Source organism: Acinetobacter sp. ESBL14, assembly GCF_036668815.1.
Classification (GTDB): Bacteria; Pseudomonadota; Gammaproteobacteria; order Pseudomonadales; family Moraxellaceae; genus Acinetobacter; species Acinetobacter gyllenbergii.
In genome coordinates this window covers 22,869-42,510 of record NZ_JAZEVS010000002.1, presented here as the reverse complement: position 1 = coordinate 42,510, position 19,642 = coordinate 22,869, and the positions used below count along the sequence as shown (strand labels likewise).

Here is a 19,642-nt window from a genome sequence, read left to right as displayed (position 1 = left end):
TATTCTCATCTTAGGGAACATCGCCAATAAAAATACTGCAAAAGTGTTGTTTTTATGATCATCATGTCTTATTGATTTGCTAGACGCAATTAACGTATCCAACGCACAACATAATCTTCAATCTGTTCTTCATTGATCTCACTTTCAGAGATACAACGTCCTGCAGCCGACTTTTTTGCCTTGATCACACTTTGCCGTGAACCTGTATTGAGGTAATGCCATGAGGGTAAATTTTTACCTTCATTCAAACGACGGTAGGCGCAACTCGGTGGCAACCACGAAATGGTGCTGAGTCGTTCAGGCGTCAGTTGGATACAATCAGGCACTTGCTGCTGACGGTTGGGATAATCTGAACAACGCGCGGTTTTACAGTCCAGTAATTTGCATGCCACTTTGGTATACGCAACCTCTGCTGTTTCCTCATCTTCCAACTTGATCAAACAACATAAACCACAGCCGTCACACAATGCCTCCCACTCCGCATTGCTGAGCTGATCAAGCGGATAGTGTTTCCAAAAGTTGGGGCGCAGTTCGACGGACATACAGAGCTTTCAATATTTAAAAATGAGCGTCCTATTATAGCATTCATCTTTGCTTTGCTGACTTCAATCTCTTTTAATTGGTTTAACACTTCTTTAAGTATTAAACATTTAAACCACATAAACACCACATTTTGTGCAAAAAACACACGTTATAGTGGATACATAACGAAAAATTAGGAGGACACGACATGTTCCGTTGGGCCATTATTTTTGCAGTCATCGCACTCATTGCCAGTTTATTAGGTTTTGGTGGCGTAGCAGGTTTATCCAAAGATTTCGCGGTCATCTTATTGGTTGTTGCCGTCATCTTAGCAATCGTCGGCTTCTTATCCAGAGGCAAAGTCTAGTTATTTCGACCTACGCAAAACATAAAAAAAGAAGAATCTTAGTATTCTTCTTTTTTTATTTTGATCATCACTAAAACAAGCGTATTTATTATGTTTTTACGATGCCATCCATTTTCCTTTTTATGTTTTAATCAATGCATTCTAAAAATACAGATCAGGATTAAACCATGAGCTTCCCGATTAACACCCGTGAAATTGAATATACCGCGCCAGATGGTCAACGTTTAATTGGTTATTTCGCTGCACCTGCAATTGATATGCCTGTTGCTGGGGTGATTGTTGCACCTGAGTGGTGGGGCCGTAATGAATATACAGAACAACGCGCGCGCGAGTTGGCAGCGCATGGTTTTGCTGCGCTCGCGATTGATATGTATGGCGATAAAAAAGTGACCACAGCCGTGCCTCAAGCATCGGAATGGATGAACCAAACCTTTGAACAGCCAGATACCATTGTTGAGCGTGCCCAAGCGGGTCTCGCAACGTTAGCGGCTCAGTCAGAAGTGAATGCCGACAAGCTGGCAGCGATTGGTTTTTGTTATGGTGGCAAAGTGGTGCTAGATTTGGCGCGTTCAGGTGCAAATATCGAAGCAGTTGCTACGTTCCATGCTGTATTGAGTCCGAAAGCTCCTGCTGAGAAAGGCAAAGTTAAAGCCGAGATTTTGGTCCTGCATGGTGAACTGGACAGCATGGTGACCTTGGACAATGTGGCCAGCTTCCGTCAGGAAATGCATGATGCTGCTGTGGATCATGAGGTGATTATTTTTGAAGATGCCAAGCATGGTTTTAGTAATCCGCTCGCAGATGAACGTGCCAAGGCCAACAATGTTGACTTGGGCTATAACGCTGAAGCAGAACGTCAAAGTCTTGACGCGATGTATGAGCTATTAGATAAGCATTTAAAGTGATTTGAAAAGCGATCTCTAAACACCCAATCCATATGGAATTGAGAGAAGATCTCGGTTGTTTAAATCCCAGATGATTGCTACACGTGCAAGGCGACATGGATGTCGCCTGTTTTGCTACCTTGCTCTGCTTTCAATTGGGCAGTGCAAACTTAACGGAGTCTTGCCAAGTTCTCATCGAATTTCCCACTATGTCTTTGACGACCTACATCTCGTTGATGTTCCAATAGAATTTTAACGCCTAAAAAAACCTATTTCCGCTATACTATGCCTCTGCTTTTTACTGTTCTGATTCATGTCTGATTTCTCATTTTCTGATGCACTACTTACATGGTTCGACCAACACGGTCGTCACGACCTGCCATGGCAAGTGGCCGATGATCCCTACAAAGTTTGGGTTTCAGAAATCATGCTGCAACAGACGCAAGTCAAAACTGTACTGCAATATTTTGATCGTTTTATTGAACGTTTTCCAACGGTCGAAACCTTAGGTCGAGCCAGTTGGGAAGATGTCGCACCTTATTGGGCAGGACTCGGCTATTACGCCCGCGCACGCAACCTGCATAAAGCGGCAGCTATCGTTAGCCAACAAGGAAAATTTCCTGAAACACTCGAACAATGGATTGACCTACCAGGCATTGGCCGCTCCACCGCAGGTGCGCTCATGTCCCTTGGCTTACGTCAGTACGGTGTGATTATGGATGGCAACGTGAAACGAGTATTGGCTCGTTTTCTTGCGATTGAAGATGACCTATCCAAGCCCCAACATGAACGAGCACTCTGGCAAATTGCTGAAAATCTTTGTCCAGCAGAGCGCAATCATGATTACACCCAAGCAATTATGGACTTGGGCGCAACCGTGTGTACCCCAAAAAAACCACTGTGTTTATACTGCCCGATGCAGCAACACTGCCAAGCCTATCAACAAGGCATGGAACAGGAACTTCCTTTCAAAAAAGCCAAAAAACCTGTTCCCGTCAGAACGGCAGATGTCCTGCTGATTCAGTCAGGTGATGAATGGCTATGGCAGCAACGTGAAGCACATGGCCTTTGGGGTGGACTGTATTGCCTACCCATTATTGAGCATGCAACCGAATTACAACAGATTGAGCAGCACTTTAAACTACAAGCTCAAGTATCATCTTTGCAGATTAGCCATAGCTTTACTCACTTTACTTGGTTGCTACATGAACAGCTGTTCCACGTGGAACACGATCAAAAAGAACAACTCAGTATCGAATTAAATGGCATATGGCTCAGTCCAGAAACCGCGATTGCCAAAGGCATTCCAACAGCCATGAAAAAATTGATCACAGCAAAACAAAAGGCCTAATGCTCGAAATGTTGTAGATCAAACGCAAGGAGTTTGTGTGCGTCATTCGATTTCCTATACGGTTCTAGGTGTGTTGATGATTTTATTATCAGCCTGTGCCACCACCCCAAAGAAACCTACCTCCTTACCCAATGCTCAGGTGAATAAGCTCAAGAGCATGCGTTTAGACAGCCGCCTTCCTGTTCCGGTCAAAGGGGTGAGTCGCAATCAATTACGGGATACTTGGGGCGCGGCACGAAGTCAGGGCCGTAGCCATGAGGGAATCGATATCATGGCAGAGCGTGGTACGAAAGTGTATAGTGCTACCGAAGGCTTAGTTGCTGATTTACGTAATAATAATTTAGGTGGCAAGGTGGTCTGGATCATGGGTCCAGCTGGCACTTGGCACTATTATGCGCATCTGGATGGACATAAACGTGGTCTCAATGTGGGAGACTATGTCCGTAAAGGTGATCTGATCGGTTATGTGGGCAATACGGGTAATGCCCGCTATACCGCTCCGCATTTACACTACGGCATTTATTTAAATGGCAAAGGGCGTGGTGCAGTCAACCCATACCCATATTTACGTTAGGAACACACAATGTCAGAAGCATTGATTGAACGTCTGGTTGAATTTGCAGAGTCTGGAAATCAGCAAAAAATCATCCTGAATGGCACCAGCTATCAGGGTTGGATCATGGAAATTACTGAAGAAGCCTTGCTGATCAGTACCGGTTTTGCCGATAAATCAGGTAAAGACTTTTGGCTTAAATTTGCTGATTTAACCGATGCAGAATTGTATTATTGGGATACTCGCCCAAATGAATGGGTGGTATTCCAACTTTAAATCATTCTGTTCTAATAACAACAAGGAGCATCAAATATGACAATTCAACGCTGTGGCTGGTGCTCCGATGATCCGCTCTATATGGCTTACCATGATCAAGAATGGGGCAAGCCACAACACGATGAAACTCACCTATTTGAAATGCTCTGTCTGGAAGGACAGCAAGCAGGTTTATCATGGATCACGGTGCTGAAAAAGCGTGAGCATTATCGCTCACATTTCTTTCAACATTCCATCGCAGACGTCGCAGCACTCAGCGATGATCAACTCGAACTCAAACTCAGTGATGCAGGTTTAATCCGCCATATTGGTAAGCTCAAAGCCATCCGCGACAATGCCATTGCTTGGCTCAAACTCAAAGATGAAGTTGAAGATGTCCCTGCTTGGCTGTGGAGTTTCGTCGACCATCAAACCGAACATAATGATGTCGTGAATTACCGCGAAGCACCCGCACAAACTGAGCTGAGCCAAAAACTATCCAAAACCTTAAAAAAGCGTGGCTTTAAATTTGTGGGCCCAACCACCTGCTATGCTTTTATGCAGGCGGTGGGTATGGTCAATGACCATGAAAATGATTGCCAATTTAAATAACCAATCATCATCGATTTTCCTTGAATGGGAGTTCCAATGAGCAATAATCAAATTCGCGCTTATGCTGCAATGCAAGCAGGTGAGCAAGTGGTGCCTTACCAATTTGATGCGGGAGACTTAAAAGCTCATCAAGTTGAAGTTAAGGTTGAATATTGTGGTCTGTGCCACTCCGATCTTTCCGTCATCAATAATGAATGGCAATCGTCGGTTTATCCTGCAGTGGCTGGGCATGAGATCATTGGTACCATCATTGCACTGGGATCAGAAGCCAAAGGACTCAAAGTCGGTCAACGCGTTGGCATTGGCTGGACTGCGGAAACCTGCCAAGCCTGTGATCCCTGTATTGGCGGCAATCAAGTCTTATGTACAGGTGAAAGAAGCGCCACCATCATCGGACATGCCGGTGGCTTTGCTGATAAAGTTCGTGCTGGTTGGCAATGGGTCATTCCCCTTCCAGACGATTTAGATCCCGAAAGTGCTGGCCCACTGCTGTGTGGTGGCATTACGGTCTTTGATCCTTTACTCAAACATAAAATTCAAGCCACCCATCATGTCGGCGTGATCGGTATTGGTGGTCTCGGTCATATTGCGATTAAATTGCTGAAAGCATGGGGCTGTGAAATTACCGCTTTCAGCTCGAACCCAGATAAAACCGAAGAACTCAAGGCCATGGGCGCTGATCATGTGGTCAATAGCCGAGATGCCCAAGCCATCAAGGCGCAACGTGGCAAGTTTGATTTATTACTCAGCACCGTCAATGTGACCTTGAACTGGCAAGCCTATCTGAATACCCTTGCACCACAAGGTCGTCTACATTTCCTTGGCGTGACTTTAGAACCGATCCCTGTCTCTGTCGGTGCAATCATGGGAGGTGCCAAATCTGTCACTTCTTCACCTACGGGTTCACCTCTGGCACTGCGTCAGCTTTTACAATTCGCTGCACGTAAAAACATTGCACCACAGATTGAGCTATTTCCAATGTCACAGCTGAATGAGGCGATTGAACGACTGCATTCAGGCCAAGCACGTTATCGCATCGTACTCAAAGCCGATTTCGATTAATTTAGGCCTTTGCACACCTCATCCGCCAACGGTTGAATCGCTTGGCGGATCTCATCGTAATCTTTTATTCAACTCCGCCCCAGAGAGATTCTCTGCAAAACAATGAAAACGGCCTGTTTCTGCAATCGAGCTGGCCGCTTGAATAAAACCGTTCCATGCCGTCCGTGCCAAAGCACTTCCAACACTGATTCGTCGAACACCTAAAGATGCCAGCGCTGGCACACTCAGTTCACTGTCCCAAGCGATCAGCACATTCACAGGTTTGGGTGCCACTGCTTGAACCACTGCAACAATCTGATCTGATGTTTTGATACCAGGTGCATAAAGACAATCAGCACCCGCAGCAGAATAGGCTTTCAGTCGAGTTATGGTATCCTCTAAATCTGGAACACCAATAAAGAAGTTTTCAGCACGTCCGATCAACATCACGTCTTCGCCACTTTCATCAATTGCTTTACGTGCCGCAGCGATCCTCATAGCAGCCTCTTTAATCTCTCGTAATGGCTTGTCCGCATTTCCAGTAGAATCTTCTATGGATATCCCTGCAACCCCTGTTGCAATCGCCATGGTTACGCTTTCAAACACGCCCTCAATGGTCTCTGCAAAACCACTTTCTAAATCGGCATTCACAGGGAGATCGGTTGATTGAACCATAGCACGAAGATGCGCGAGTACCTCTGCACGTGACAACTGCCCATCTGTCTTGCCGCAAGACCATGCATAACCTGCACTAGTTGTTGCCAAAGCTTGATAACCGAGTTGTTGCAACATTTTGGCACTACCCGCATCCCATGGATTGGGCAATACAAAACAGCCTGCCTGATGCAGATCACGAAATATTTTTCTTTTTTCAGCAATCGTAGGTTGCATTTTTTCTCCCGTCTTTTTTAATTCTGATTGTCGATCAGTGCTTAACACTCTGATGAGCCCATACTAACCCGCGTCCACTGCGCCAATTGCTGAATCGCTTGGCGGATTTCTGCTGTTAACGCATGACCTGCATTTAATCGGATAAAATGTTGATAACGGCGATCTTCACCAAACACTTCACCAGGCACAATGTTGATCCCCTGCGCTTGCGCCAAATAATAGAGTTCCAAACCTGTGATACTGTCGGGAAGTTGCATCCATAAGGCATACCCTCCCTGAGATTGGCTCAGTGCAATCGGAATACCGTGGAAGCACTCTAAAATATACGCTCGATACTGCTCCACTTGCTGCATCAACTTGGGTCTGAGTCGATCTAAATGCTCCCGATAACCACGGCTATAAATAAAGTCTGCTAAACCCAACTGTAACGGCGTATTCACTCCCACGTTATTGGCCAACAACTGCGGACGTAAATGTTGTAATTGCCGCCCTAAACAAAACCATCCCACTCGATAAGCAGTGGATAATGATTTAGAAACCGAACCACACCAGATCACATAACCTTCCTGATCCCAATAACGAATTGGCAAAGGGCGTTCTTTTTGGAAACTGCATTCACCATAAATATCATCTTCCAAAATAAAGCATTGATATTTTTGTGCCAGTTGAGCAATCTGCTGTTTCTGTTCATTGCTCAGACAATAACCCAAAGGATTTTGAAAATTAGCAGTGAGTAAACACAGTTTGGCACTGCCCTGTTGCATGAAAAACTCTAAACGTTCCAGATCAACACCACGATGATCGGCAGGAATTTCGATAATATTACGCTTCAGGCTCGCCAGCATTTGCAACTGACCATTAAAGGTCGGGGTTGGGATCAAAATACTATCGCCTTCTTGGCTGATCTGTTGAATCAACAGAGATAAAGCAGGCATACAGCCATTACTAATAAAAATATCCTCAGTCGCAACATAGATGCCATCTTCACGCCAATGGTCTGACAACGCTTGGCGCAAATGCTGATGACCCTGCTTATTACAATATAAAAAATCTTCGGGCTGACAATGCTTGAGCGCGCGTTGCAGAGAGCGACGCAGCCCATCCACAGGAATCAAATGGGGTGACAATTGAATCGCCCCCAATGGCGTTAAATGATGTTGAATTGAGGCGGTCTGAATCTGGTTTTGCAGATCTAAATTTGAAACTTGCCTCGCCTTAGATTCAAAATGGGGACTGTCAGGTACAGCACTTTGATATTGTCTTGAATTGACAAAATAGCCCGATTTGGCTTTTACATAAATCAACCCTTTGGCTTCCAGTAGCTCGTAACACTGTTGCGCTGTACTCAGGCTGATACTTTGCTGGCGTGCAAATTCCCTTAAAGAACTTAACTTCTGTTGTGGCTGTAACTCATGCTGGTAGATTTTATGCGCCAGCTGTTCTGCTAAACGTTGATATTGGAAGCTCATCTCTGTACTGCTTTTTTATAAATTTCTGTATCTGTATTGGTTTATACAACACCGTTAAGCTATAAAAATCAACAGCCAAAGGATAAGACCATGAAAAATAATATCTTATTTATATTAAGCGTCATTTTATTGACAGGCTGCGATCTGACTGACCAAGCCACCTATCAGCAACAACAAGTGTGCAAATCACTCTCACAGGGCTATCTGCAAATTCAAAACCAGCCGACCTATGAGTTATGGAAAATGGAAAAAAGTGAAGCCCCCGAGCAGACCCGCATCATCAAAATGACCTATAAGAAGCCCAATGAAAATGGTTTGATACTCTCAAGCAACTTTCTGCCAACAGTCGAACTTGAATGCAAGCTACAGCAGCAACATATTGTGGTGTCAGTGATACAGAAAACAGGCCCATCAATTCCGGTGCTGAATGTACAGCTTCAAAATGAAGCTATAGGCAAACCGAGAAGCCCTGACTTAGTTGCTCAGTCAAAAACTCAATAAATAAACGGACCCGTTTCGGCAAGTGCTCTTGTTGATAATAAACAGCATGGATGCTTTGATAAGAATGTTCGATTTGATCTTCAAACAGCGCCTCAAGACGCCCTTCTCGAATGTCCTGCCAGATTTCAAATTCAGACAGTCGAGCAATCCCCTGCCCACGTAAACAGAGCTGTCGCACGGTTTCACCACTTGACGCCCTCACTTTAGGTTGTGCTTGAAAATACTCACCCTCAATTCTAATCGGCCAAGTATTGATATAGGTTGGACGGGTAAAACCAATCACATCATGTTCAGGCAATGCTTGAGGCTGTAAAGGCGTGCCCTTACGTTTTAGATATTCTGGACTGGCAACAATATAGATACGACTTTTACACACCAATTTAGCGTGTAAGCTGGAATCATGTAATTCACCAAAACGAAACGCCACATCGGTTTTATGTTCCAGTAGATCAATCACCAAATCATTGCTATTCAACTCGATTTCAATATTGGGATAACACTGCCGAAACTTGTGTACCAATGGCGTAATCACATGCAGAATAAACGGTGTGGCTGAGTCAATCCGAATCACCCCCGAAGTATCCTGATCTGATTTTTGTAAGGCTTCTTCGGCGGCATTCAAATCACTGAGGATTTTACGAGCATGTTGCAGAAACTGCTGACCTTCTTGGGTAAGTTTTAATTTTCGCGTGGTCCGTTCCAGCAAAGTGACTTCGAGCTTGGATTCTAAACGGCTGAGTGAACGACTGAGCCCAGATGCGGTCTGCCCCAATCGTTCAGCTGCGGCAATAAATGAACCGGTATCGACAATGGTCATAAAAGCAAGCAGTTCTTCTACCGTAGACTTCATTGCCACCCTCTCAATTATTGATATTTAGTCAACTGTATTTTGCAAATTCCTCTATTTTTTAGCAACAATAATCATCGCAAAATAACAGCCATCCACAAAACAGCTCTTTAGAGCATGAAAAAAGATTAGGTGAAAAATATGCGTATCCCTCAATTCGGTTTAGGTACTTTCCGTCTTAAAGATCAAGCAGTGATTGACTCAGTTAAAACGGCACTTGATGTCGGCTACCGTACCATTGATACTGCACAAATTTACGAAAACGAAGCAGCAGTAGGTCAAGCCATTGCTGAAAGTGGTGTTGCTCGTCAAGATTTATTCTTAACCACAAAAATCTGGGTCGACAATTTTGCTGAAGATAAATTCATTCCCAGCTTAAAAGACAGCTTACAAAAACTACGCACTGATGCCGTTGATCTCACCTTGATCCACTGGCCAGCTCCAGCATTGGGTGTATCCATTCCAAGCGTCATGCAATTGCTTTTAGAAGCGAAACAACAAGGTTTGACCCAGCAAATTGGTGTCTCGAATTTCAATATTGCTTTGACCCAACAAGCAATTGACAGCATTGGTGTAGAACACATTGCCACCAACCAGATTGAACTTAGTCCTTATTTGCAGAACCGCACCTTGGTCAATTTTTTAGGTGAACAAAATATTGACGTGACTTCATACATGACCTTGGCTTATGGCAAAGTACTGCAAGATCCAACTTTAGTTGAGATCGCTGCACAGCATCAGGCAACCAGCGCACAAGTCGCTTTGGCTTGGGCCTTACAAAATGGCTTTGCTGTGATTCCCTCATCAACCAAACGTGAAAACCTGATCAGCAACTTAAAAGCGCAAGACTTAACTTTAAGTGCAGAGGAAATGCAGTTGATCGCCCAACTTGAACGTAATGGTCGAGAAGTGAGTCCTGAACCCTTTGCGCCTGAATGGGACAAATAACATGAGCAGCCGCATCAACCTTCCTTTGCTGGCCTTGGCCATTGGTGCATTTGCCATTGGCACAACAGAGTTCTCTCCAATGGGGCTGTTGCCCAATATTGCCAACGATCTAGGGGTGTCGATCCCAAGTGCGGGCATGCTGATTACGGGTTATGCACTGGGCGTAATGCTCGGTGCGCCGATCATGACTTTATGGTTTGGTGGTTTTGCCCGTCGTAATGCCCTGATTTTACTGATGGCAATCTTCACCCTTGGTAATCTGATTGCAGCCTTTGCACCCAACTATATGAGTTTAATGGGTGCTCGCCTGATTACCAGTCTGAACCACGGTGCCTTCTTCGGGATTGGTTCTGTGGTGGCTGCCAGTGTTGTTCCAGCAAATAAACAGGCCAGTGCGGTTGCCACCATGTTTATGGGTCTCACCATCGCCAATATTGGTGGCGTACCACTGGCAACATGGGTAGGACAAAACATTGGCTGGCGCATGTCTTTCCTTGCGATTTCTGCACTCGGTGTCATCACCATGCTGGCGCTCTGGAAAGCACTGCCTGTCGGATCTGTCGGTCAAAAACCGAATGTCAAAATGGAACTGAAAGTTCTGACTCGCCTGCCTGTGCTGTTGGCACTCTTAACCACAGTATTTGGTGCTTCCGCAATGTTTACCTTATACACCTACATCGCGCCAAGTCTGGTTGAATTTAGCCATGCTTCACCAACTTTTATCACCCTGATGTTGGTCTTGATCGGGATCGGCTTCTCCATCGGCAACCATTTCGGAGGAAAGTTTGCAGACCTGTCCATTGATAAGACCTTAATTGGTTTCTTGCTGTTACTGATTACATTGATGCTGATTTTCCCAATCCTTGCTCAATCACAACTGGGGGCAGCAATCGGTTTGGTGATCTGGGGTGCTGCTGCCTTTGCCATTGTTCCGCCTTTACAAATGCGCGTGATGTCAGTTGCTCATGAGGCGTCTGGTCTCGCCTCTTCAGTCAATATTGGTGCCTTTAATCTCGGTAATGCCATTGGTGCAGCTGCAGGCGGTGCAGTGTTAAGTCTCGGCTTAAACTATGCCGCTGTTTCCATAATTGGCGCTGTGTTGGCGGGTATCGGTCTGATTTTGGTTCTGATTCAAATCAAACTGGCAACCAAATCCAGTTCGCAATTACAACAATGTCCGCAAGCCTAATGTGTAATAAAAAAGCCTGATTTAATCAGGCTTTTTTATTATTTCAAGACATCGGGCAATTTCGGTTGTGCGTATAAAGGATTATTCACTTCCTTTTTCATTTTCATCAGCATCTGATAAGGTTGCTGTTGCACGAACATATTCACAAAGCTCAATGGAATCGAACCCGCAGGATCTGCATAACCATTGGTCGTGACTTTCACTTTATTATTGGCGAGTTTCTGGAAAGTCCAATCACCTGCGTACTTGGTTAAACGCACCACATCAGGTTGTTCAGGGTAATTATTCTGAATGGCGTTATTTTTAATACTAATGCTGCCATCCGCATTTTTGCTCATTTTACCTTTAATCACCACATCACGGTCTTTTAAAGGAAAAGGAAAATCTAGCACCATATACAGGGTAAATTCACCTTTTTTATCATCCCGAGATAACATTTGCACCTTACCCACATAAGGTACCCATTGTGGAGTACGCTCTACATCAAGGACCACTGCTACGGCGCGTTCTAAAGGCACATCAAAGGTGGTTTCCGCTTTATATTGGATAATCGGATTATTTTCTGTTTGATAAGTCCAAACCTTAATATTGTTCCGATGCAAACTGAGTTTGGCGGTTTCTGATGCTGCAGTCACCGCAAAGCTGCTGAGACTGAGCAGTGTAGCAAGGACGATATGTTTTTTATTCATGTCATGCTCGATTGTTGTAATGAAGGCGAGAGCTTGTTTCACTCCTCTCGGAAAGAAAGCTCAACAAGCTCTTTTATAGTACAAAAAAGGAACGTTTTAAACGTCAATCTCGTTAAAGCCTAAAACATCTTTCATATCATATTTACGTGCTTCACGGCCAACCACCCACGCCGCGGCACGGACTGCACCTGAAGCGAAGTTCATACGGTTGGTGGCTTTGTGTGTCACTTCAACACGCTCACCTTCACCAATAAACATCACCGTATGTTCACCGACAATATCGCCACCACGAATGGTTTCAAAACCAATGGTTTGACGATCACGCGGGCCGGTATAACCTTCACGACCATACACTGCCACTTCTTTTAAGTTACGACCCAACGTATCGGCAATCGCCTCGCCCATCATAAATGCGGTACCAGAAGGTGCATCGACTTTATGACGATGGTGCGCTTCAATAATTTCAATATCCACCGTATCGCCAAACACTTTCGCTGCGAGTTCCAATAATTTAATCGACACATTGACGCCGACCGAATAATTAGCAGCATATACAACTGGGGTCTGGGTTGCGGTTTCATCTAAAAATGCCTTTTGTTCATCCGACATTCCCGTGGTTCCAATCACCATAGCCACACCAGCTTCACGGCATAGCTTTAAATGCTGTTCAGTCGCTACAGGTGCAGTAAAATCAATCACCACATCACAGTCTTTTAAAACCTCACCCAAACTTCCCACAATCTTGACACCGAGGTTGCCGATCCCTGCAAGTTCTCCTGCATCCGCCCCCACCAAGCTGCTTTCAGGACGTTCAACAGCTGCTGCCAGTTGGTAGCCTGCTTGTTGTACCGCTTGAATCAGAATACGCCCCATGCGTCCGCCTGCACCCAAGATTCCAATGCGTGGAGAAGTTGACATAATTTTTCCCAGTCTTTTATTTAAACAATCGAGCTACTATAGCAAAACTCTGTGTTTGTAAAAAAGTTAAAATAAGGCATTTAAGAAAATTGAAATTTAAGGCATAAGATGTCAGTCAAACCTTATGATGCATTTGAAATAGATAGACTGGTTAAATATTATCGAAATATTCCCAATTTCCCCAAGACGTCTCAGGAACTCTATCTAGATGATGCGGCAATGATGGCAGGTCTATATATAGACCCGATCTCCAACTTAGAAGATCGGTTTCGTGATATTTTCGTTTTTTCAGAATATAAAAAACCTGTCGATATCAAACAAGCCCAAACGATTGGCGGAGTTGATCAATTTGATATACAGGAAATAGCTTATTTTATCAGCGATATTTTAGTCCATGAAAAATACCATACTGGGCTCTTCGGTTCTATGATTATCAATGGTGTGATTGAAAATATGATCTGTCGTTTAGAAACGCTCTTACAAGATGAAAAAGTACTACATTCCCCACAAAAATCTTGGTGGAAATTTTGGCGTTAATCTGTTGCCGTTTCCCATAAAAAAACCTGCCGCAGCAGGTTTTTTTATGGGTGTCTAATTAGTCAAATAGACGATCAAAGAATGATTTTTTCTTAGGTGATGCAGCATGGCCATCACCATCAAACGAAGCTTGTAATTCTTTCAATAATTCACGTTGGCGGCTGTTTAAATTCACAGGAGTTTCGACCACGATACGACACAATAGATCACCAACCATGCTGCTACGTACAGGACGAACACCTTTACCACGTAAGCGGAATAATTTACCGGTTTGCGTTCCTTCTGGAATTTTTAAGCTGACACGACCATCAAGGGTCGGGATTTCAATTTCTTTACCCAAAGCCGCATCTGCAATGCTAACAGGCACGTCCATATACAGATCTGCACCATCACGTTGGAAGACTTCGTGTTCACGAACCACCACTTCAACGTATAAATCACCCGCCTGACCATCACGAATCGCTTCACCTTTACCAGTTAAGCGTACGCGGTCGCCATTGTCTACACCAGCAGGAATGGTGACTTCCAGAGTTTGCTGACGATCTGCAACACCTGAACCATGACAGCTGCTACATGGATTTTTGATGATTTTGCCTTGACCACGACAAGTACTACAAGTTTGCTGAACTGAGAAGAAGCCTTGTTGCATGCGCACTTGACCCGCACCATGACAGGTACGACAGGTTTCTACATCATTTGGATTTTTAGATCCTTTACCATCACAGGTTTCACATGGTGCTGGTGCTGTGAACGTAATGGTTTTTTTCACGCCTTTGACCGCTTCTTCAAGCGTCAGTTCCATCACATAACGGAGGTCTGAACCACGGCGTTGACGTTGTTGCTGACGGCCACCGCCACCAAACGCTCCACCAAAAATATCGCCAAACTGACTGAAAATATCTTCTGCGCTAAAACCGCCGAAGCCACCACCTGCACCGCCAAAGCCGCCTTCAAAGGCACTATGTCCAGCGCGGTCATACATGCTGCGCTTTTCTTCATCAGAAAGCACTTCATACGCTTCAGCCGCTTCTTTGAACTTTTCTTCAGCTTCAGCGTTGTCCGGGTTACGGTCTGGATGATACTTCATCGCCAACTTACGATAGGCTTTTTTGATCTCATCATCACTTGCGGTTTTCGAAACGCCTAAAACCTCATAATAATCACGTTTAGCCATGGTTGGCGATGCTCCTCACGGAATTTATTTAAATCTAAAAAACAAATAGGCTCTGCTGACTTTGGTAATAAAAAAGTCAACAGAGCCTTAATAGGGGCTGTACGATAAATTTACAAGGGCTATTGCAATAAAAAAGCCATAAATTTAGAAAACGGCTTTATTTTTAAAGTACTTGGCAATTCCTTTCAGCCAAGCATTCAGTAAAAATAACCAAGCAATTGAACTAAACACCACGCCAGCAACCGTCATCGCGGTCACCCAAAGTACGCTGTTCCAGGCAAAAAAGAACAGGGGGATAAACCATAGCGCTGCAAAGAAAGCCATCAATAAAAATAACAGCACATTACGCATAATCCAGAGTGCATGCGCATGTATCCATACTTCGGCATTATCCACAATCGCAACTTTCTTTGCTAATAGGTATGCAAACACCGCAAACACTATTGTAAATAATGCAAGAAACATGAACACGTAAGAAATCGCCACGTAGCGGCGATGCTGCTCAATATTGTCTTGCCCCATGCTCTATATCACCTCGATTCACTGCATCGTACAAATTTGATCATGCAATGAAATTCAATTATTTTTTGGTCTTAAAATATAGGTGCTACTATATTGAAATTTTCAATGTTTCGCACCTTTATTCACAAAATAATTACGATAGTTGTGTTGTTTTTTTAACCTTAAACCATGCTGCATAAAGTGCAGGCAGGAAAAACAAGGTTAATAAAGTGGCGACAATCAAGCCACCCATAATCGCAACCGCCATCGGACCAAAGAAAATACTGCGTGATAAAGGGATCATGGCCAGTACCGCAGCCAATGCTGTCAACACAATTGGACGGAAACGGCGCATGGTTGCACCAATCACCGCCTCCCACGGCTCATGTCCTGCCAAAATGTCCTGCTCAATTTGATCAATCAAGATCAGCGAGTTACGCATGATCATGCCTGATAAGGCAATGGTGCCCAACATCGCGACGAAACCAAAGGGTTTATTGAACAGCAACAGGAACGCCACTACACCAATCAAGCCTAAGGGTGCGGTGAGCAAGACAATGGTTGCCCGCGACATACTGCGCAACTGAATCATCAATAAAGTCATCACCACCGCCAAGAACAAGGGCATACCCGCATTAACCGAATTTTGCCCCTTTGCCGACTCTTCAACTGTCCCCCCCACTTCCAGTAGATAACCACTTGGCAAGTCTGCACGGAGTGTCTGCATCTGATCAGCCAACTGTTGCACTACAGTTGCAGGTTGTAAGTGGGTACGAATATCAGCACGAACGGTAATGGTTGGCAAACGGTTACGATGCCAAATTAAACCTTCTTCAAAACGCGATTCAATCTTGGCAATCTGCGCCAAAGGCACAGTGGTTCCTTTGCTGGTCGGCACCGCCAAGCTTGCCAAAGAAGCCACTTCAACACGTTCCGATTTATCACCACGTAAACGGATTTCGATCAATTCACGTTTTTCGCGATATTGATTCATCACCGACCCCGTCACGGAGGCATTTAAGAAATTGGCTAAATCGACACTGGAAACGCCCATTTGCCGCGCACGGTCTTGGTCAATTTCAATCGCAATGATTTTGCTTGGCTCACCCCAATCCAAATGTACATTGGTGGTATTTGGGTCTTCACTCAGGACTTTGTCCACTTTCTGCGCCCATTGACGTACCGTCCCGAGGTCTTCACCCGAGACACGATACTGCAATGGATAACCCACTGGTGGACCATTTTCCAATAAAGACACCCGAGTACGGACTTGCGGTAATAATTGCTTGATCTGCTTGTCCAAAGAACGGCGGATCTCATCACGATCATCTAGAGACGATGCCAAAACCACAAACTGAGCAAAGCTGGCTTGTGGTAATTGCTGATCGAGCGGCAAATAAAAACGTGGCGAGCCTGTACCCACGTAAGCCACATAGTTATCAATGCCCTGTTGTTTAGACAGGAACTGCTCCACCTTATGCACTGCTTGTTCCGTCGCCGTCAGTGAAGCCCCTTCTTCCAGTTTTAAATCCACCAGAATTTCAGCCCGATTTGATGGCGGGAAGAACTGTTGTGGCACCAGCTTAAACATGGCCACCGACAGGACAAAGATGCCAACAGTCACCGCAATCACGGTTTTACGATAGGTAATACAGATTTCCACCACACGGCGGAAAGATTGATAAAACTTGGATTGATAAGGGTCATGATGCTGACCATGCGCTTCTACCACAGGTGCAGGTTGCTTGCGCAATCTCGCCCAAAGACGGACATACCATGCTGCTTGTTGCTGTTGTTTAGTAAAATCAGGTAATAGTTTTTCACCTAAATACGGTACAAACAACACGGCTGCAATCCATGACACGATCAATGCAATGGTCACCACTTGGAAAATAGAGCGGGTATATTCACCTGTACCCGATTGCGCGGTGGCGATCGGCAAGAATCCTGCTGCGGTAATCAGCGTTCCCGTTAACATCGGAAAAGCAGTGGTTTGCCAGGCAAAACCTGCCGCTTTCAATCGGCTATAGCCCTGTTCCATTTTAATCGCCATCATTTCCACAGCGATAATGGCATCATCGACCAGCAATCCGAGCGCCAGAATTAACGCCCCCAGTGAAATCTTATGCAGACCCACATCAAACAGATTCATCCCCGCAAAAGTCATGGCCAGTACTAAGGGAATAGACAACGCCACCACCAAGCCGGTGCGGAAACCGAGTGAAAAGAAACTGACCAATAACACGATAATCACCGCTTCGGCCAAGACCTTTAAAAACTCTTGAATACTGCGTTGTACCGCCACAGGCTGATCGGAGACTTTTTGCAGTTTCATGCCCAAAGGCAGGGTTTTCTGTAGACGGTTAAATTCGGTTTCCAAATTTTTACCGAGCGCAATGATGTCGCCACCTTTACGCATCGAAACCGCAATCCCGATCCCGTTCTCCCCCATAAAGCGCATGCGGGGTTGTGCCGGTTCACTAAAGCCACGATATACGTCCGCAACATCGCCCAGTTGAATGGTTTTATCACCCACCAACAATGGCATTTTTTTCAGGTCTTCGACACTATGCAAATGTCCACTGACACGAATTTGAATACGGTCAGTGCCTGTTTCAAAGAATCCAGCACCCGCCATGTCATTTTGTTTTTGAATCGCTTCCTGAATGGCGGTAACAGGTACACCTAATTGCACTGCCTTGGTATTGGACAGTTCAATCCAGATTTTCTGATCTTGCAGACCGACCAGATTAACCTTGTTGACATCCTTGACCCGTTGCAATTGTAGTTGCAAACGGTCGGCATATTCCTTCATCACCGCATAGTCAAAGTCCTTGCCTGTCAGCACATAGATATTGCCAAAGGTGTCCCCAAACTCATCATTGAAAAAAGGCCCTTGTACACCACTCGGCAGTTGCGAGCGGATATCATTGACCTTCTTGCGTACGTTATACCAAACGTCAGGAATAGCACTGGACGGCAAACTGTCTTTGGCCACAAAGGTTACCAGCGACTCACCTGGGCGCGAATAGGCCATGATGCGATCATACTGACCTGTGGTCATCAATTCTTTTTCAATTCGATCCGTGACCAGTGTTGAGACTTCTTTGGCTGTTGCGCCCGGCCAATAGGTCTGTACCACCATCACCTTAAAAGTAAACGGCGGATCTTCACTTTGCGAAAGTTTGGAATAAGACATGATGCCGACGATGCCGAGCAACAGCATAAAATAAAGGATAATGCCCTTATTCTTGAGTGCCCATTCTGAAAGGTTAAATTTCATCTCTAACCTCCCGCTTTTATGGTGACTTCACGATTATCACGATCAACTGGATGAATTTTTTGCTGGTCACGCAGTAAATGAACGCCACCAACCACTACCCAGTCTGTGGCTTTTAAACCAGACACCACGGGTACGCTATCTCGACCATAAGTGCCTAAAGTCACAGGCACTTTGCGTATGCTTTGATTGGCATTCACCACCCAGACATAGGCTTGCTGCTCATTGGCTGTAACACTGGATAAAGGCACGCTCAACACGTTATTGTCCTGTGCCACAAAGAACACCCGTGCGCTTTGCCCGAGTTGAATACTCGATTGCCCTTCCAGTAAAGAAACCTTCACCGTAAAAGTGCGCGATTGATCGGCAGCAGGTGAAACTTCACGTACTTTAGCCGCAAAACGTGCATCAGGTTGCGACCATAAAGTGACCCATACAGGTTGTCCAACCTTGATGGTACTGACTGCTTGCTCAGGTACACCGAACACCACTTCGCGCTCACCATCAATCGCCAATTGATAAGCGGCTTGCCCTGCGGCAAGCACTTGGCCAATCTCAATTTGGCGCTGGGTAATCACCCCATTTTTATTGGAGATTAACTGGTTATAACCGGTTTGGTTAGATGACACTTCATAGTTCGAGCGTGCTTGTTGCAAACTGGCTTGCGCAGATTCATACTGATTTTTGACTGCATCAAATTGTGAACGACTCACTGCATTGACAGGCAGTAACTGCTGATAACGCTGATATTCTTCCGCCGCAATTTTTGCTGCAGCCTGTGCACTTTGTAACTGCGCCTTAGCTGCATTCATTTGCAATTGCGCATCTTTGACGTCCAGTTTCGCCAGCACTTGGCCGACTTTGACCCGATCACCGACATCCACATAACGTTCGGTAATCTGTCCCCCGACACGGAAGGCCAAAGCGGTTTGTTGTCTTGCCTGTACATCCCCTGCATAGCTTTTCTGATCGATATGATTACGACTGGGTTGAGTCACCATGACATAGGGAATTTCCTCAGTCTTTGGCAGCTCTTTCTGACAGGCGCTGAGGAGTACACTACTGACAATGAGTAACCCCAATATGATACGATTGATCTGATTCATCTGTTTG

21 protein-coding genes are annotated in these 19,642 nt (G+C 45.1%); 11 read left to right on the top strand and 10 right to left on the bottom strand.

Annotated features, from left to right (window positions below; genetic code table 11):
• Positions 1 to 89 precede the first annotated feature (89 nt).
• Positions 90 to 542 carry a YcgN family cysteine cluster protein gene (locus tag V6E90_RS08375; protein WP_016542228.1) on the bottom strand — a complete coding sequence of 151 codons (453 nt, stop codon included), beginning with the start codon at positions 540 to 542 and terminating at the stop codon, positions 90 to 92.
• Between the two features lie 188 nt (positions 543 to 730).
• Between V6E90_RS08375 and V6E90_RS08370 the strand changes: the two genes are divergently transcribed.
• The 7 genes from V6E90_RS08370 to ahr all read left to right on the top strand — a co-directional run bounded on the left by V6E90_RS08370 (position 731) and on the right by ahr (position 5,606).
• A complete protein-coding gene (locus V6E90_RS08370) occupies positions 731 to 889 on the top strand; it encodes a DUF1328 domain-containing protein (RefSeq protein ID WP_004656956.1) in 159 nt (52 codons plus the stop codon).
• 167 nt (positions 890 to 1,056) lie between these two features.
• Positions 1,057 to 1,794, top strand: coding sequence for a dienelactone hydrolase family protein (locus V6E90_RS08365; protein ID WP_278491373.1), 738 nt, complete (start codon positions 1,057 to 1,059; stop codon positions 1,792 to 1,794).
• 292 nt (positions 1,795 to 2,086) lie between these two features.
• Positions 2,087 to 3,124 carry an A/G-specific adenine glycosylase gene (mutY, locus tag V6E90_RS08360; RefSeq protein ID WP_016542225.1) on the top strand — a complete coding sequence of 346 codons (1,038 nt, stop codon included), beginning with the start codon at positions 2,087 to 2,089 and terminating at the stop codon, positions 3,122 to 3,124.
• A 76-nt stretch (positions 3,125 to 3,200) separates the two neighbouring features.
• The gene (locus V6E90_RS08355; protein ID WP_442881256.1) at positions 3,201 to 3,698 is read left to right on the top strand and encodes a M23 family metallopeptidase; all 498 of its coding nucleotides are present in this window, start codon (positions 3,201 to 3,203) and stop codon (positions 3,696 to 3,698) included.
• A gap of 9 nt (positions 3,699 to 3,707) precedes the next feature.
• The gene (locus tag V6E90_RS08350; RefSeq protein ID WP_251115908.1) at positions 3,708 to 3,953 is read left to right on the top strand and encodes a hypothetical protein; all 246 of its coding nucleotides are present in this window, start codon (positions 3,708 to 3,710) and stop codon (positions 3,951 to 3,953) included.
• 36 nt (positions 3,954 to 3,989) lie between these two features.
• On the top strand, positions 3,990 to 4,544 hold the full coding sequence (locus V6E90_RS08345) for a DNA-3-methyladenine glycosylase I (RefSeq protein WP_065343088.1): 555 nt from the start codon (positions 3,990 to 3,992) through the stop codon (positions 4,542 to 4,544).
• Positions 4,545 to 4,580: 36 nt separating this feature from the next.
• Complete coding sequence (gene ahr, locus V6E90_RS08340; RefSeq protein WP_016542221.1) at positions 4,581 to 5,606, top strand: NADPH-dependent aldehyde reductase Ahr; 1,026 nt, start codon at positions 4,581 to 4,583, stop codon at positions 5,604 to 5,606.
• Between the two features lie 51 nt (positions 5,607 to 5,657).
• On the opposite strand, the gene V6E90_RS08335 is transcribed toward ahr, so the two are convergent.
• Together V6E90_RS08335 and V6E90_RS08330 are read right to left on the bottom strand one after the other, a co-directional pair.
• Positions 5,658 to 6,476 carry an isocitrate lyase/PEP mutase family protein gene (locus V6E90_RS08335; RefSeq protein WP_016542220.1) on the bottom strand — a complete coding sequence of 273 codons (819 nt, stop codon included), beginning with the start codon at positions 6,474 to 6,476 and terminating at the stop codon, positions 5,658 to 5,660.
• A gap of 41 nt (positions 6,477 to 6,517) precedes the next feature.
• The gene (locus V6E90_RS08330) at positions 6,518 to 7,945 is read right to left on the bottom strand and encodes an aminotransferase-like domain-containing protein (protein ID WP_016542219.1); all 1,428 of its coding nucleotides are present in this window, start codon (positions 7,943 to 7,945) and stop codon (positions 6,518 to 6,520) included.
• Positions 7,946 to 8,035: 90 nt separating this feature from the next.
• Here V6E90_RS08330 and V6E90_RS08325 point away from each other — a divergent pair, with 90 nt between their 5' ends.
• Positions 8,036 to 8,446 (top strand): hypothetical protein, encoded by a 411-nt coding sequence (locus tag V6E90_RS08325; RefSeq protein WP_016660074.1) that lies wholly within the window; start codon positions 8,036 to 8,038, stop codon positions 8,444 to 8,446.
• Here V6E90_RS08325 and V6E90_RS08320 read toward each other — a convergent pair.
• Positions 8,394 to 9,296: a LysR family transcriptional regulator gene (locus V6E90_RS08320; RefSeq protein WP_016542218.1), complete on the bottom strand. Its 903-nt coding sequence runs from the start codon at positions 9,294 to 9,296 to the stop codon at positions 8,394 to 8,396. The two genes, V6E90_RS08325 and V6E90_RS08320, sit on opposite strands and share 53 nt — an antisense overlap.
• 138 nt (positions 9,297 to 9,434) lie before the next feature.
• On the opposite strand from V6E90_RS08320, the gene dkgB reads away from it, so the two are divergent.
• Together dkgB and V6E90_RS08310 are read left to right on the top strand one after the other, a co-directional pair.
• Positions 9,435 to 10,241: a 2,5-didehydrogluconate reductase DkgB gene (gene dkgB / locus V6E90_RS08315; protein ID WP_332605092.1), complete on the top strand. Its 807-nt coding sequence runs from the start codon at positions 9,435 to 9,437 to the stop codon at positions 10,239 to 10,241.
• 1 nt (position 10,242) lies between these two features.
• Positions 10,243 to 11,430 (top strand): MFS transporter, encoded by a 1,188-nt coding sequence (locus V6E90_RS08310; protein ID WP_016542216.1) that lies wholly within the window; start codon positions 10,243 to 10,245, stop codon positions 11,428 to 11,430.
• Positions 11,431 to 11,468: 38 nt separating this feature from the next.
• On the opposite strand, the gene V6E90_RS08305 is transcribed toward V6E90_RS08310, so the two are convergent.
• Both V6E90_RS08305 and dapB read right to left on the bottom strand, forming a co-directional pair.
• Positions 11,469 to 12,119, bottom strand: a complete 651-nt coding sequence (locus tag V6E90_RS08305) for an START domain-containing protein (RefSeq protein WP_016542215.1) — start codon at positions 12,117 to 12,119, stop codon at positions 11,469 to 11,471.
• Positions 12,120 to 12,215: 96 nt separating this feature from the next.
• The gene (gene dapB / locus V6E90_RS08300; RefSeq protein ID WP_016542214.1) at positions 12,216 to 13,037 is read right to left on the bottom strand and encodes a 4-hydroxy-tetrahydrodipicolinate reductase; all 822 of its coding nucleotides are present in this window, start codon (positions 13,035 to 13,037) and stop codon (positions 12,216 to 12,218) included.
• A gap of 108 nt (positions 13,038 to 13,145) precedes the next feature.
• Here dapB and V6E90_RS08295 point away from each other — a divergent pair, with 108 nt between their 5' ends.
• Positions 13,146 to 13,574 (top strand): hypothetical protein, encoded by a 429-nt coding sequence (locus V6E90_RS08295; RefSeq protein ID WP_016542213.1) that lies wholly within the window; start codon positions 13,146 to 13,148, stop codon positions 13,572 to 13,574.
• Between the two features lie 58 nt (positions 13,575 to 13,632).
• Here the strand turns inward: V6E90_RS08295 and dnaJ are convergent, their stop codons facing one another.
• The 4 genes from dnaJ to V6E90_RS08275 all read right to left on the bottom strand — a co-directional run bounded on the left by dnaJ (position 13,633) and on the right by V6E90_RS08275 (position 19,635).
• The gene (gene dnaJ / locus V6E90_RS08290; RefSeq protein ID WP_004656932.1) at positions 13,633 to 14,748 is read right to left on the bottom strand and encodes a molecular chaperone DnaJ; all 1,116 of its coding nucleotides are present in this window, start codon (positions 14,746 to 14,748) and stop codon (positions 13,633 to 13,635) included.
• Positions 14,749 to 14,892: 144 nt separating this feature from the next.
• Positions 14,893 to 15,270 (bottom strand): hypothetical protein, encoded by a 378-nt coding sequence (locus V6E90_RS08285; RefSeq protein WP_004656931.1) that lies wholly within the window; start codon positions 15,268 to 15,270, stop codon positions 14,893 to 14,895.
• Positions 15,271 to 15,403: 133 nt separating this feature from the next.
• Positions 15,404 to 18,532 (bottom strand): efflux RND transporter permease subunit, encoded by a 3,129-nt coding sequence (locus V6E90_RS08280; protein WP_332605091.1) that lies wholly within the window; start codon positions 18,530 to 18,532, stop codon positions 15,404 to 15,406.
• A gap of 2 nt (positions 18,533 to 18,534) precedes the next feature.
• The gene (locus V6E90_RS08275; RefSeq protein ID WP_016542211.1) at positions 18,535 to 19,635 is read right to left on the bottom strand and encodes an efflux RND transporter periplasmic adaptor subunit; all 1,101 of its coding nucleotides are present in this window, start codon (positions 19,633 to 19,635) and stop codon (positions 18,535 to 18,537) included.
• Positions 19,636 to 19,642: the final 7 nt, after the last annotated feature.